The sequence below is a fragment of the Nisaea sp. genome, assembly GCF_965216895.1.
Classification (GTDB): Bacteria; Pseudomonadota; Alphaproteobacteria; order Thalassobaculales; family Thalassobaculaceae; genus Nisaea.
The window spans coordinates 45289-59206 of record NZ_OZ244205.1 but is presented as its reverse complement, the minus strand read 5'-3'; the positions used below and the strand labels follow the sequence as shown (position 1 = coordinate 59206).

Genomic DNA, 13918 nt, shown 5'->3' with positions numbered 1-13918 from the left:
CCCGAAAACTGTCCGTCCGTGCGTCCCTCAGCGGCGGTTCCGGTTGAGGCGCCGGGGGCCATGTGCTAAGTCCACGCGCCTTGGATTCTGACACATCTTCACCGGGAACACGACCATGAGCCAGTTCAAGTCGGGCTTCATGCAAACCATGACCGAGCGCGGGTTCGTGCATCAGTGCACCGATGCCGAGGCGCTGGACGAACTGCTCGGCAACAAGGTCGTGACCGCCTATATCGGCTTCGACTGCACGGCGGACAGCCTGCATGTCGGCAGCCTGATCCAGATCATGATGCTGCGGCACCTGCAGAAATCAGGGCATCGTCCGATCGTCCTGATGGGCGGCGGCACCAGCAAGATCGGCGATCCCTCCTTCAAGGACGAGGCGCGCAAGCTGTTGTCCGACGAGGATATCGAGCACAACAAGAACGGCATCAAGAAGGTGTTCCAGCGCTTCCTCACCTTCGGGGACGAGGCGAGCGATGCGATCATGTGCGACAACGCGGAATGGCTGGACGGGCTTGAATACATCCCGTTCCTGCGCAAGATCGGCCAGCATTTCTCGGTCAACAGGATGCTCAGCTTCGACAGCGTGAAGCTGCGCCTCGACCGCGAGCAGTCGCTGAGTTTCCTCGAGTTCAATTACATGATCCTGCAGGGCTACGACTTCCTCGAGCTGCGGCGGCGTTACGGCTGCCAGCTGCAGATGGGCGGCTCGGACCAGTGGGGCAACATCGTCAATGGCGTCGAACTGGCTCGCAGGGTCGATCAGCAGACTGTCTTCGGCCTGACGACGCCGCTCCTCACCACGGCCTCCGGGCAGAAGATGGGGAAGACCGAAAAGGGGGCGATCTGGCTCAACAAGGAACGCCTCTCGCCCTACGATTACTGGCAGTTCTGGCGCAATACCGAGGATGCCGATGTGGGCAAGTTCCTGCGCCTCTTCACCGAGCTCCCGCTGGATGAGATCGCCCGGCTGGAAAAGCTGGAGGGCGCGGAGCTGAACGATGCGAAGAAGATCCTCGCCAACGAGGCGACCACGCTGCTGCACGGCAAGGACGATGCCGGAGCTGCCGCCGAGACCGCCCGCAAGACCTTCGAGCAGGGCAGCCTCGGTGACGGACTGCCGCGCGTTTCCGTCGAGGGCGCCCAGCTCGCCGATGGTCTCTGGATCGTTGATGCGCTCCGGATCGCCGGCCTTGCCGCGACCAACGGGGAAGCCCGCCGGCTGATCAAGGGCGGAGGGGCGCGCGTGAACGACGTGCAGGTGTCCGAAGAGACACTGAAGCTCGGCACCCGGGACATCGCCGACGGCGTGATCAAGCTCTCTTCGGGCAAGAAGAAGCACGTGTTGCTGGAAGTCTGATCGAGGTCGTCGCCTCCGGGCAGGCTCAGGGGCTGCGGTCCTGACTCGGCGACTCGGCCGGCTCCGGATCTTTCGGACGCGCGTCCTCCAGCCGGAACAGATTCCGGAAAATCCCCGGTGTCAGCGCCGTCAGCGGGTTCACCGTGACCTCGGGGCGCTGCAGCGGTCCCTTCACGGTGAACTCGGACGCAAGGAAGCCCTCGCCCTCGCCGCCGGTGAGGAGCGTGCCGAGAATTGGGATCGATCCCAGAATCTGGTTCAGCACATAGGCGGGAACCACCATTCCCGTCAGGTCGCTCTCGTCGATAACCCGGTCGATCTCGCCGGAGGCCGATATGCCGAGCGAAGCGCCCTGGGCCAGCAGGCGGTCGAGTGAAAGCTTCTCGTCGTTGACGTGCATGTTCAGGTCCAGCCGGTCGAAATGCACACCGCGCCCCTGCACCACCGCCGGCAGCCCGGTGATCGAGACCGCGCTCAGCAACTGCGCCATCACGGGTGCGTCGACCAGATCGAAATCGAGTACCGTGAGCGAGACGTTCCAGCCTTGGTCGCCGTCGCGCTCTTCCATCTCGCCGGAGGCCACAAGCTTGCCGCCGGAGATCGAGTCGAAGCCCTCGAAAGCCTTCATCACGTTCCCCGCGTTCTGCGTCGTCAGCTCGAAATGCGGTATCCCCGTCGCCGTGGAGTAGAGAAAATCGGCGGGCTCGGTACCGATCACGCCGTTGGCCGCCAGAGAAACCCGTCCCTTTCCGTCATCTTCGACCAGCAGGGTCACATCTTGCATCGGGTCCAGCTTGCCGATCAGGACCTGATCGATCCGGGCGTTTACAACCAGAGGGACCTTGGATGGCGCCTCCTTCTCGTCGAATTCCTCGACCAGCTTGCGCAGATCGGCAAAGGGCCCCTGCACATTTGCCGTGTAGCCGCCCTCCCCGTCGGCCGCGATGACACCGGAGAGATCCGTCTTGCCGAGCTGAAGCCGGTCGATCATGAAGCGGGAAGGCCGACGTGTCGTGTCGGAGAACTCCACCGATCCGGAAGCGGCCAGGTCCGCCGTCGCGGCGCTGAACTGGTCGATTGCGACGACCGCGTCGTCTCGGGCCCTGAGTTTGGCCCTGAATGTCCCGGCCGCTCCCGCCGGTTTCGCCCAACCGAGTTCGCTGACCCTGAACTCGGTTTCCTGCAGCCCCATGACCAGATCGACCCGCGTGTCGCCGATGCGCGGTTCCTCGATGGTCGCATCAAGTTCGACCTCCCCGCCGGCGAAACGCCGCATGTCGAGACCGAGTTGCGCAATCTTTTCCACGTCGGGGCGCACAATGACGTGGGTGCGCCGGTGTATCTCGGATGCCTCCTCGAAGGATTGCAGAAAGGCGATCTGGGCCGGTTGGCCGGAAAGATCGCCAGTGCCGTCGAGCAACATGCCGGTCTTGTCGAGATCCAGGGACAAAGTCCCGTTCTCGAACGGCAGCCGGGTCGTCCGGGTCGGGAGCGAGACACCGGTGAACTGCCCCATGGCCTGGAGATCGACGATCTCGAAGGTCATTTCCCGGAGCAGTGGCATCTCGAAGCGCATGATGCCCGCCCCCGTTCCGCCGACTTCCTCCGGCTCCAGGCCAAGCGCCCGCGCATAACCGAACGGCTCGGTATCGAGAACGCGGAGAATATCCGAGATCGGGCCGTCGATTTCAGCCTCGATGCTGGCGAAGTCGTCGCTGACCGTATGGATTCCTGTCAACGAGACATCTGCTCGCCGCAGCTGAACGTCGTCGAGATGCCCCTTCGTCACTTCGACGTCTATGCGCTTCTCCGTGAAGGTTCCACGGCCGCCCACCCCGAGGGCGGGCGGCAGCGGACGAAGGTAGTGCACGGTCACCCCGTCGAAATTCATGAAGCCCTGGAGCGACACGTCACGCAGGCGGGTTTTCTCGCTGATGTCCAGTTGCCCTTCGAGGGTCGCAACCATTTCGGTGATGGTTCCCGATCGCAGGTTCCTGGTTGTCCAATTGCGGGCCAACTCGAAGAGATCCGCCGGCCAGAGCCCCTCGACCTCATTCACCGGCATCCCTGTGACCTTGGTCCTGAGTTCCAGCTTGGGGGCCGCGAGATCGCGCAGGGAACCGCTCAGCATCGCGGTCATGTCACCCCGTTCGAGAACGAAATTGCGCAACATCACGGCGTCGTCCTGCGCGTCGTAACCGATTTGGAAACGCAAGCTGTCGTATGGAATCGGCGCCGGCAGAACGGATCCGAACGCCACTTGCCCCTTCGCGGCGGTAGCGATGACGTCGACATTGAGCAGCGAGCGGAAATCCGCCAGCGAGAAGGCGATGCTGCCGCTGAGGCGACTTGATACGCTGAGATCCACCGGTGAATGCGGCAGATGCGAGAGCACAAGGTCCGGCGTCAGTCCCTGAAACAGAACCGAGCCGTCGAGTTCCCGGCTGCGGAAAAAGTAGTTTCCGTCGCCCCTAATCTCCACGGTTTCGTCACCGAGCGTGAGGTCTGCACGGGCTTCCACCCGCCAGCCGTCACGTTCTCGCGCAAACACACCATCGAGCCCGGAGAGGCGGAGATTGTCTAGCCTGCCGGCGCGGTCCGTCATCCGCACGGTAGCACGCCGGAGCAGGAGCCGTTCCAGCCGTTCAAGACCGGCAAGCCCCGCAGCCCCGTCTCCGGTCGGCCGCTGTAGAATGGAAAAGAGATCGCCCGCGATGGCTCCCTCGTCCCCGGGAGGAGCGCCATAGAGCTGATAGGTGCCGTCGGAGCGCCGCTCCAGATTGAGAACCGGCTGATCGACCGCGATCTGCACAGGCGCGATTTCGCCGAGCAGGAGACGCGGGCCGGAAAGCGCGATATCGGCAGAAGGGGCAAAGAGGATCACGCCGCCCGCCTCGTTCTCGAATTTGAGGCTGGTGACCCTGACTTCGAAGAGCCGGCTCCAGCCGCGCCATTCCATCCTGAGTTCGCCGATCGTCGCCGTGCCGAGATCCGCCGGAGAAAGTGCTGCGGCGACCCGGTCCTTCAGGAATTCCAGCGGAATCGGCTGCGTGCTTGCACGCCAGAATACCAGGGCCGAGAGGACGATGAGGCCCGTGAAAACCGCGGCCACGACTTCCAGGGCGATCTTGGTGGTTCTTCTCAGCACGCGGGGTACTCTTGGCTCCGGATCATTCCGCTTAACATAGGGCGCCCGGCGGCGCGACGCCAAAGAGGCGGCTCCGGCATATCATCGGAACGGCCCGGTTCGTCCGTGTTGACGCCGGCAATTCCGGTGCGCACCCTCGGATGGTCAAATCTCGAGCGGGGGCGCCGGTGTTTCTGGACCAGATCACGTATTTTCCGACGGTCACGGACAGCGACGCGGCCCGTATCGGGCTTGAAAGATGGCGCGAGCAACCAGACCTGACGGGCGACACCGACCTCGCCGCGCGTGTCGCGGCACTTGCCGGACATCGGAACGGTGCGCCTCTGTTGCAAGGGCTGTTCGCCAACAGTCCCTACCTGACCCGCCTGATGATTCGGGATATCGAGTTTGCCGCCGATCTTCTGGAAAACGGGCCGGACGCGATGGAGCGGCGGCTGCAGGAACGGGCGGCGGCGCTGGAACCGCTCGCCATGGATACCGTCAGCCTGATGGCGGCGTTGCGGGTCCTCAAGCGGCACTATTCCCTTACGACGGCGATCGCGGACATCACCCGTGCCTGGCCGCTCGAGCGGGTAACGGGAGCGCTGAGCGAGCTGGCCGACATTGCCATCACCGCGGCCTGGCGCCATGCGCTCGGGATCGAGGCGCGCGCCGGCAGACTGCCGCTCGACGCGGACGGGCCGGGTGACATCCTCGACGGCTCCGGGCTGATCTGTCTCGGCATGGGCAAGCTCGGCGCGAAGGAACTCAACTATTCCAGCGATATCGACCTGATCGTTTTCTACGACAATGAACTTCCGGCCTATGCCGGGATCGAGGAACTGCAGAAGCATTTCGTTACCATGACCCGGCTGGTGGTCCGCATCCTCGAGGAGCGGACCCCGGACGGATACGTCTTCCGCACCGACCTGCGCCTGCGTCCGGATGCCAGCGCCACGCCGCTCGCGGTTTCGGTCGCTGCCGCAGAGATCTACTACGAGAGCCTCGGCCAGAACTGGGAACGCGCGGCCATGATCAAGGCGCGCCCGATCGGCTGCGACAGACAAGCGGCGGAGATGTTTCTCTCCCTGATCCGCCCCTTCGTCTGGCGCAAGCATCTCGATTTTGCCGCGATCGAGGACATTCATTCGATCAAGCGGCAGATCGCCGCGCACAAGGGCGGCAGCAAGATCAAGGTCGAAGGCCACAACGTGAAACTCGGCCGCGGCGGGATCCGAGAGATCGAGTTTTTCGTTCAGACCCAGCAGCTGATCTGGGGTGGCCGCGACGCGCGGTTGCGCGGCAAGAAGACCGGCGACGCGATACAGGCGCTGGTCGATCTCGGCCGCGTCAAGGCGGACGTCGCCAAGGCGATGATGGATGCCTACCGCTTCCTGCGCACGGTCGAGCACCGCCTGCAGATGGTCAACGACGCGCAGACCCATTCGCTCCCGGAGACAACGGACGGGCTTACCCGGATCTCGGGATTCCTCGGCATCGAGGAAGTCGACCGCTTCCGGCGCGAGCTCATTCATCAACTCTCCACCGTGGCGCACCATTACCGGAACCTGTTCGAGGAAAGTGCACCGCTCTCCTCCGACGTCGAGGACGCGGGCAGCCTGGTCTTTACCGGGGTCGAGAGTGACCCCGAGACCCTGAAGACCCTCGAATCCCTCGGCTTCGAGGATCCGGAATTCGTCGCCACCCGGATCCGCACCTGGCACCACGGACGCTACCGGGCAACCAGAAGCGAGCGCTCGCGCCAGATCCTGACAGAGATCGTCCCCGCACTGCTGACCTCCTTCGGACAGGCACCGGAGCCGGACACCGCGTTTCGCCGTTTCGACCGGTTTCTAGAGGGACTGCCGGCGGGCGTGCAGCTGTTCTCCCTCTTTCAGGCCAATCCGCCGCTGCTCGAAATGCTGGCGGATATCATGGGCATGGCACCGTCCCTGGCGCGCCAGCTCGGCCTCCGCCCGTCGCTCTTCGAGGGCGTGCTGACTCACGACCCCTCGGACAAACTCGGCGATCGGAAAAGCCTGGAGGCCGAACTCGAACGCGATCTCGCAGGCGCCCGCTTCTATGAGGACGTGCTCGACATAGCGCGGCGCTGGATCAACGACCAACGCTTCCTCGTCGGCGTTCAGGTCCTGCAGGGACGTGTCCCGGCGACACGCGCGGCCGAATGCCTGTCCGACATCGTCGATGCGGGAATCCGTGCCCTCCTGCCTCGGGTTGAAGCGGAATTCGCGATCCGGCACGGACGCGTCCCGGGCTGCCATTTCCCGGCGCTCGCCGTCATCGCCTACGGCAAACTGGGAGCACGGGAGATCTCGGCCGGTTCCGACCTCGATCTCGTGTTTCTCTACGATGCCCCGTTCGACACGGAATCGGACGGCGAGAAGCCGCTTGCCGCCAGTACCTATTTCACCCGCCTCGGCCAGCGCCTGCTCGCGGCGCTGACCGCGCAGACGGCGGAGGGCGGACTGTTCGAGGTCGATTTGCGACTGCGCCCTAGCGGCAACAAGGGCACCATGGTGCCGAGCCTCGAGGCCTTCGAAAGATATCACCGCGGCGAAGCATGGACCTGGGAGCGGATGGCGCTGACCCGGGCCCGGGTCGTCTCCGCTTCGCCGGAACTGGGCGCGAAGCTCGACACGCTGTTCGCGGATCTGCTAACCGAGGAGCGCAATCAGGACAAGCTGCTCCGCGATGTCGCGGACATGCGCGAGCGGATCGCGCGGGAACATTCCAGCGCCTCCCATTGGAAGATCAAGCATTGGCGGGGCGGACTGGTAGACCTCGAATTCATGGCGCAATATCTCCTGCTCAAACATTGCCGGGAGCATCCGCAACTTCTGACCGGCAATACGGCCGACGTGTTCGACCGGCTGAGCGAGGTCAAAATCCTCGACTCCGGTCTGGCCGACATGCTCGCCGGAACCACCCGGCTCTGGCGCGCGATCCAGTGGATCCTCCGATTGACCGTGGACGAGAGTTTCGATCCGGAGACTGCGCCGGCCGCTCTGAAAGCACGGCTCGCCAATTCTGCCGGCGTCAAGAATTTCGAGGATCTCGACAGAATCATCGAGAAACGGGGAATGCAGGTGCGCGAAGCCTTCAGGACCCTGGTCGAAGATCCCGCCGGCGCTCTGCCGCCGGCCGATGCGGTTTCGCCGGAGTGAGCGGAGGGATGGTTGCGGGATGACAGTGCCTCCTGTACCTAGAACACCAGATCTTGACCTCCACCAGGCCGAACCCCACCAGACTTGGACCTACACTCCAATGATGCACGCCGTCCGTCCGGACCCGGAAAGCGAAAAATACCGCATTCTGAAAGATGTCTTCGGATTCGACGGGTTCCGGCCCGGACAGGAGCCGGTGGTCGACGCGATCCTCGCCGGCAACAATGCCCTCGCGGTGATGCCGACCGGGTCGGGCAAATCGCTTTGTTTCCAGCTTCCGGCATTGGTCCGCGGCGGGCTTACGATCGTCGTCTCGCCCCTTGTCGCGCTGATGCAGGACCAGGTGGCGGCCCTCAAGCTCGCCGGGGTTCGGGCTGACACAATCAACTCGGCCAAGGACCGGACTTCCAACGTCGCGGTATGGCACAAGGTTGCGGCCGGCGATTTGGACCTGCTCTATCTCTCGCCCGAGCGGCTGATGACGGACCGCATGCTGGCCGCGATTTCGAAACTGCCGCTTTCACTTCTCGTGGTTGACGAGGCACATTGCATTTCGCAGTGGGGCGCCTCCTTTCGCCCGGAATATGACGATCTCGCCCGCCTGCAGAGCGTCTTTCCGAGGGTCCCGATCGCCGCCTTCACGGCCACAGCGGACCAGATCACCCGGCTCGACATCGCCGAAAAGCTCTTTGGCGGGAAGGCGGAAATCTTCGTCCATGGCTTCGACCGGCCGAACATCCGCCTCGACGTCGCGCTGCGCGCCGACTGGAAGAAGCAGGTTCTGGACTTCATCGAAACACATGCCGGCGAGAGCGGCGTGGTGTATTGCCTCTCTCGCAAGAAGACCGAAGAGGTCGCCGCCTTTCTGCGCGACAAGGGCTATAACGCCCTCGCCTACCATGCCGGCCTGGACAAGGAAGAGCGCGACCGCAACCAGGACATCTTCATGTCCGAGAGCGCGGTGATCATGGTCGCGACCATCGCCTTCGGTATGGGGATCGACAAGCCCGACGTCCGCTTTGTCCTGCACACCGACATGCCCGGCAGCGTCGAGGCCTATTATCAGGAATTCGGGCGCGCCGGCCGCGACGGGGCCCCCGCCCATGCGCTCATGCTCTACGGGCTCGATGATATTCGCATGCGCCGAATGTTCATCGACCAGGAGCATGGCGAAGGCGACCGGCGGCGGCGCGAACACAAGCGGCTCGATGCCCTGATCGCCTATTGCGAGGCTGCGGAATGCCGGCGCCAGTCGCTGTTGCGCTATTTCGGCGAGGAGTCGGCGCCCTGCGGAAATTGCGACGCCTGTCTCGACCCGGCGGAGACCGCTGACGGAACCGAGGATGCCAGACTGGCTCTGCGGACCATCCAGGAGACCGGGGAGCGCTTCGGCACCGTGCACATCGTCGACGTGCTGCGCGGCGGCAATACGGAACGCATCCGCAAATTCGGGCACGAAAAGGTCTCGACCTACGGCGCCGGCACCGCGCACGGGGCGAAGGACTGGCAGTCCCTGATCCGGCAACTGGTCGCGGGCGGCTTCCTCGATCTCGACATCCAGGGTTTCGGCGGCCTGTCGGTCAACAACAAGGGCAAGGCGCTGCTCGCCGGAGAGGCGGAATTCCGCTATCGTCAGGACAGCCTCCGGCGCGAGCGCAACGCGAAGACCGCGCGCTCCGCCTCCGCGCCGACAGAGTCGATGAGCGGGCCGGAACTTCGCCTCTTCAAGGCCCTGAAACAGCTCCGCTCAGAGATCGCCCGCGAAGGCAATGTCCCGGCCTATGTCGTCTTCACCGACCGCAGCCTCGCCGACATGGCGGCCAAGCGGCCGACCTGCAGGGACAGCTTCGCCGCCGTCCACGGCGTCGGGCAGGCCAAGCTGGAAAAATTCGCGGCGCCCTTCATTGATCTGATTCTGGAGCAGGCACGGAGTGATGCCTGACACGGCGCGGGAACACTTGGAGGCCCGCGCAAAAGCGATTACTTAGGTTAACCAAAGCTTCCTCCGATCCTCTGGAGCCAGATCTTGGCTGCGACCGCCACCTCAACAATGTTTGCACGACTTCGTCTGGCGTCCGGTTACGGGAGCCCGTTTCTCGTTGGTGCCGCCACTTTGGCGGCATTCGAATATGGCGCCGACCGGCTGCTTCCGGATCTCGACAGCCACATGCTTGCGGCAATGATCTTCGCCTGGCTGTTCGCGACGATCCTGATCGGGGCGTTCGGCGTGGTCCGGCACGCGGACCGGTTGGCCGAAGCTCTCGGCGAGCCTTACGGGACATTGATCCTGACCCTGGCGGTTGTCGGAATCGAAGTGGCGCTGATCACGGCGGTCATGGTAACCGGCGAGGCCTCTCCGACCCTCGCCCGCGACACCATGTTCGCCGTCCTGATGATCGTTCTCAACGGACTCTGCGGTGCCGCTCTCCTGCTTGGCGGACTGCGTCACGGACAACAGGATTACAACCTGCTCGGCGCCAGGGCCTTTATCGCCGTGCTCGTTCCTTTGGCGGTTTTTGCGCTCATACTCCCGAATTTCACGACCTCGACCACGGAACCCACCTTCGATAGCTTCCAGGCAGGCTTCTTTGCGCTGATTACCGTACTGCTGTATGGCGTGTTTCTCGGCATCCAGACCATGCGTCACCGGACATTCTTCATCGAACCGGAGGAGCGCGATCGGGTGCTCGAGGACGGTGCGGAGCCGGTGTTCGGGCACCGTCCCGGCGGCTTGCGCATGACCGCGATGCACGCCGTTTTCCTGCTCTTGACGCTGCTGCCCATAATTCTGCTCTCGAAGCGCATGGCCGAAATCGTCGACTACGGAATTGTCGAGGTATCCGCTCCGCCGGCGATCGGCGGCGTCATCATTGCCGTGCTGGTCCTCGTGCCCGAAGGTATGGCGGCCTTGCGGGCCGCGCGCTCCAACCGTCTGCAGCGGTCCATCAATCTCCTGTTGGGGTCCGCGCTGTCCACCATCGGCCTGACGGTTCCCGCGGTACTGGCCATCGGTCTCGTGTTTGGCGAGACCATCGTGCTTGGGCTCGACGATGCTTCGATGGTCATCCTCATTCTGACACTGATGATGAGCAACCTGACCTTTGGCGGGATTCGGACCAGCGTGCTTCAGGGCGCGGTTCATCTGGTCCTTTTCTGCGCCTATGTGATGCTGATCTTCAGCCCTTGAAATCCGGCGGCACTTGACGGAGCCGGCCGGCGTGCCAGATTGCCTCGCGTCCTCAAGACAATCCAATTTCCGGAGATGATTCATGGTCGATGTCGGCGACAAGGCACCTGATTTCAGCATGGCGACGGACGGCGGCGGCGAGGTCTCGCTCGGCGCCTTGAAGGGCCGGAAAGTGGTCCTCTACTTCTACCCGAAGGACGACACGCCCGGTTGCACGAAGGAGGCCTGTGCCTTTCGCGATTCCATGCCGGACTTCTCCGGCATCGATGCCGAAATCATCGGTGTCTCCAAGGACCCGGTCACCAAGCACGACAAGTTCAAGGCGAAATACGACCTCCCCTTCACCCTCGCCTCGGACGCCGAGAGCGATGTCTGCGAGCGCTATGGCGTCTGGGTCGAGAAGAACATGTACGGCAAGAAGTACATGGGCATCGAACGCACCACATTCCTGATCGACGGAGACGGAAAGATCCGCAATGTCTGGCGCAAGGTGAAGGTCCCGGGCCACGCGGACGACGTTCTAGCGGCAGCGAAAGCGCTCTGACCCTCAGACCTCGGGCGGACGAGCATCTCCCGGTGGGTTCTCACGGAACCAGTCGACTATCGACGGCATGTGCGGCTCGAACCCGCCCGGGATCGAGAAATTCAACAGTCCCGCGCGGGCATTGCTGCGGTTTTCGAAATCGTGCCGCATGCCCGCCGGGACCAGAACGAACGACCCGGCCGTGGCTTCCTGCCAGGCATCGCCGACGAGGAAGCTCATGGTGCCCTCCAGCACGAAAAACACGTCGTCCCCCTCTTCGTGAACATGAGCACCCGGCCCGGTCGTGTTCGCCTCCAGCCACCATTCGGATATCGAGTAGCGGCTGCCGGTTTCAGCGCCATCGGCTTTGAACAGCGCGCTGATCCGGCCCATCTCGTAGCCGCGTCCCCGATGCGGAGCGAGCACGACCGGCTTCCGATCCGTCATTCCTGCCTCCTCAAAACCGGCCGCGCAGCGCCTGCATGCGCGCCAGCGATTCTTTCTGCCAGACGTCGGCCGGATTGTAGAAATCCGGGAAGTCCGGCACCGTCTCCGGAATCCGGACCCGGGAGAGCTTTATCGTGGTGAAGATATGCGCGTCCGGATCGTCGAGGGTCCCGACGCGGACGAAATTCACCTTGCCCCCCGGCCCCGGAAAAATTGTTCCAGAGCGCGGCGTGACAGCGCTCGCATCGCCAGATTTTCTGGCCGTTGCCGCTGGGCGATGGCGTCGGGATCATCACCGGCGCCCTTTCACCAGCGTCGCCCTGTCCGCTTCAATCATGGCACTCAGAGCGAAACCCGAACCGGCCTCCCTCTGACACCAGAAACAGTGACTGCAATTGACGAAAAGTGGCGCGCCTTCAGGACGGCAGCGGATCACGCCGCAGGTGCGTCCGCCGTCCAGAAACGAGGCATTGCCCGACATTTCGGATCTCAATCGCGGTCAAGTCCGAATGCGCGCCATTCAGGCAAATTTGGCTCCGCGATGCAACCGAAGACAGCCTCCAAGAACAGGCACAAATCTTGCTTCTGGAGATTTGTCATGCTCTCCATACACACAAATCCGCCGGCGATGACCGCCCTCAGAAACCTGACCGGCATCCAGAGCGCGAAGGACACGGTACAGAACCATGTCTCGACCGGACTGCGCGTGACCGGCGCGGTGGAGGACGCCTCGAACTTCGCCATCGCTCAAGGGATCCGCACCGATCTTCGCGGATTCGATGCCGTCATCCAGGGACTGAACAATGCCAAGGGTATTTCCCAGGTCGGCATCGCCGGCGCCACCGCCGTCTCCAACCTCATGATCGACATCCGCAAGAAGATCACCGAAGGTGCCAACGAGGGAAACACGGCGCAACAGCAGCAGATCCTGCAGAACGACTACACGGACATGCTCGCGCAGATGCGGCAAATCCTCGAGAACTCCACCTTCAACGGCGAGAATATCCTGATCGAGGTGGCGATCCCGTTCAATCTCGTGGTCGGCACGGTGAACAACATCAACGTGCTCTCCAATATCGACGGCGGCACCCTGACCCTGCGCGGCCAGCGCATCGACGTCAGTTATGCGCGGCTCGCCAACGAGGATATCAGCACGCCTGCAAACGCGCTGGACGCCCTGACCGTCTGGGAAACCGCGATGACGGATATCGGCACGGCTCTCGGCGAGCTGGGCGCCGACGCGCGGGCTCTGAACCTGCAGACGACCTTCCTGGAAAGCACACGCGACGCCGTCGATGAGGGGCTTGGAAATATCGTCGATGCGAACATGGCCCGGGAGAGCGCCCGCCTCACGGCCCTGCAGGTCCAGGAACAGCTTGCGGTGCAGACGCTCGGCCTCGCCAACCAGCGCCCGCAGACGATCCTCGGACTGTTCCAGTAAACCCACATCTCAACCCTCCCCGGATGACCCGGTAACGGGTTCTAAGGCCTCTGGATGTCAGCCTGCACCATGGTGACGCCCGGACGCGGTCTAGAATCGGAACCCGAAGGGCAGCAGCCGGTCGATATCGAGGATGTCGGCGGTGAAATCGGCATCACCCGTATCAACGAGGATAAGGGCCGCGCCGCCGGCCTCGTCCCGCTCGATGAATTCCCGCATCACCTGGCGGCAGATCCCGCAGGGCGAACGCTCCTGCAGCGGGCCGTCAAGGCTGTCCGCCGTCGAAAGGGCGAGAAAGCGGATCTTCCGGAAACCCAAGGCTGCAGCCGCATGCAGCGCGTTGCGCTCGCCGCAGACGGTCGCGCCGAAAGAGGCGTTCTCGATATTCGCGCCGGTGACGATACGGTCCTCCGGATCGTCCGCCATGATCACGGCCGCGCCGACATGAAAATGCGAGTACGGCACATGGGCCCGCGCCGCCGCCGCGCGCGCCGCCTTCACGAGGTCGCGCAGGAGCGCCGGATCGGCCATGACCCGCTTCTCGGGGATCGACTGGCCGGCAATTCGGAAACGTCCGGCTTCCGTTTCGATCACCCCGTCCTCGTCCGCGATCGCCGGCAGCACGATCTCGATCTCGGCCATGGG

Annotated in this window: 10 protein-coding genes; 6 read left to right on the top strand and 4 right to left on the bottom strand. The window is 63.6% G+C overall.

The annotated features are described in order from the left end of the window. Positions 1-115: 115 nt before the first annotated feature. Positions 116-1363 (top strand): tyrosine--tRNA ligase, encoded by a 1248-nt coding sequence (tyrS, locus tag ACOOE1_RS00255; RefSeq protein WP_420404332.1) that lies wholly within the window; start codon positions 116-118, stop codon positions 1361-1363. A gap of 25 nt (positions 1364-1388) precedes the next feature. Here the strand turns inward: tyrS and ACOOE1_RS00250 are convergent, their stop codons facing one another. Next, complete coding sequence (locus ACOOE1_RS00250) at positions 1389-4511, bottom strand: AsmA-like C-terminal domain-containing protein (protein ID WP_420404331.1); 3123 nt, start codon at positions 4509-4511, stop codon at positions 1389-1391. Positions 4512-4651: 140 nt separating this feature from the next. Between ACOOE1_RS00250 and ACOOE1_RS00245 the strand changes: the two genes are divergently transcribed. From ACOOE1_RS00245 to bcp, 4 genes are all read left to right on the top strand, one after another. Continuing rightward, positions 4652-7675 carry a bifunctional [glutamine synthetase] adenylyltransferase/[glutamine synthetase]-adenylyl-L-tyrosine phosphorylase gene (locus ACOOE1_RS00245; RefSeq protein ID WP_420404330.1) on the top strand — a complete coding sequence of 1008 codons (3024 nt, stop codon included), beginning with the start codon at positions 4652-4654 and terminating at the stop codon, positions 7673-7675. A 100-nt stretch (positions 7676-7775) separates the two neighbouring features. Beyond that, positions 7776-9617, top strand: coding sequence for a DNA helicase RecQ (gene recQ, locus ACOOE1_RS00240; RefSeq protein ID WP_420404329.1), 1842 nt, complete (start codon positions 7776-7778; stop codon positions 9615-9617). Positions 9618-9788: 171 nt separating this feature from the next. Then, entirely contained in the window at positions 9789-10862 is a 1074-nt protein-coding gene (locus ACOOE1_RS00235; RefSeq protein WP_420404328.1) for a calcium:proton antiporter, read from the top strand. 82 nt (positions 10863-10944) lie between these two features. Continuing rightward, a complete protein-coding gene (gene bcp, locus ACOOE1_RS00230; RefSeq protein WP_420404327.1) occupies positions 10945-11406 on the top strand; it encodes a thioredoxin-dependent thiol peroxidase in 462 nt (153 codons plus the stop codon). A gap of 3 nt (positions 11407-11409) precedes the next feature. Here the strand turns inward: bcp and ACOOE1_RS00225 are convergent, their stop codons facing one another. Together ACOOE1_RS00225 and ACOOE1_RS00220 are read right to left on the bottom strand one after the other, a co-directional pair. After that, positions 11410-11832: a cupin domain-containing protein gene (locus ACOOE1_RS00225; protein WP_420404326.1), complete on the bottom strand. Its 423-nt coding sequence runs from the start codon at positions 11830-11832 to the stop codon at positions 11410-11412. Positions 11833-11842: 10 nt separating this feature from the next. Further along, a complete protein-coding gene (locus ACOOE1_RS00220) occupies positions 11843-12022 on the bottom strand; it encodes a hypothetical protein (RefSeq protein ID WP_420404325.1) in 180 nt (59 codons plus the stop codon). A 408-nt stretch (positions 12023-12430) separates the two neighbouring features. Here ACOOE1_RS00220 and ACOOE1_RS00215 point away from each other — a divergent pair, with 408 nt between their 5' ends. After that, complete coding sequence (locus tag ACOOE1_RS00215) at positions 12431-13273, top strand: flagellin (protein WP_420404324.1); 843 nt, start codon at positions 12431-12433, stop codon at positions 13271-13273. A gap of 90 nt (positions 13274-13363) precedes the next feature. Here the strand turns inward: ACOOE1_RS00215 and ACOOE1_RS00210 are convergent, their stop codons facing one another. Then, positions 13364-13915: a cytidine deaminase gene (locus ACOOE1_RS00210; RefSeq protein WP_420404323.1), complete on the bottom strand. Its 552-nt coding sequence runs from the start codon at positions 13913-13915 to the stop codon at positions 13364-13366. Positions 13916-13918 lie beyond the last annotated feature (3 nt).

Bases quoted from the DNA above. Each gene is read 5' to 3' on its own strand.
- tyrS (WP_420404332.1), top strand. From the start codon at position 116: ATGAGCCAGTTCAAGTCGGGCTTCATGCAAACCATGACCGAGCGCGGG.
- ACOOE1_RS00245 (WP_420404330.1), top strand. From the start codon at position 4,652: ATGGTCAAATCTCGAGCGGGGGCGCCGGTGTTTCTGGACCAGATCACG.
- recQ (WP_420404329.1), top strand. From the start codon at position 7,776: ATGATGCACGCCGTCCGTCCGGACCCGGAAAGCGAAAAATACCGCATT.
- bcp (WP_420404327.1), top strand. From the start codon at position 10,945: ATGGTCGATGTCGGCGACAAGGCACCTGATTTCAGCATGGCGACGGAC.
- ACOOE1_RS00225 (WP_420404326.1), bottom strand. From the start codon at position 11,832: ATGACGGATCGGAAGCCGGTCGTGCTCGCTCCGCATCGGGGACGCGGC.
- ACOOE1_RS00215 (WP_420404324.1), top strand. From the start codon at position 12,431: ATGCTCTCCATACACACAAATCCGCCGGCGATGACCGCCCTCAGAAAC.
- ACOOE1_RS00210 (WP_420404323.1), bottom strand. From the start codon at position 13,915: ATGGCCGAGATCGAGATCGTGCTGCCGGCGATCGCGGACGAGGACGGG.